Below are 272 nucleotides of genomic sequence, written 5' to 3' on the forward strand. Positions count from 1 at the left end.
CCATCCTGAACAGTTCGATAAGGTTGCAGATTTACTAACGCAAAGTACACTGAGTTTTAGTCGTCGCAGCAATAATAATTATAATAACGAAAACGTCTTGTTAGCAGATACGCTTGGCGAGCTGCAATACTTATATGGCGCTGCTAATGTGAGCTTTATTGGCGGCAGTTTAATTCGCCGTGGTGGCCATAATCCACTTGAATCAGCTGCATTTTCAGTGGGCGTTATCAGCGGGGTGCATACCTATAACTTTGATCATATTTACCCTGAGC

The 272-nt window shown here is 43.0% G+C and carries 1 pseudogene; it reads left to right on the plus strand.

The features are described 5' to 3' along the window. A pseudogene (locus AAEY62_RS22400) lies at positions 1 to 272 on the plus strand (lipid IV(A) 3-deoxy-D-manno-octulosonic acid transferase); the annotation flags it as partial.

The sequence above is a fragment of the Pseudoalteromonas sp. GW168-MNA-CIBAN-0100 genome (assembly GCF_040309225.1).
GTDB lineage: Bacteria > Pseudomonadota > Gammaproteobacteria > Enterobacterales > Alteromonadaceae > Pseudoalteromonas > Pseudoalteromonas arctica.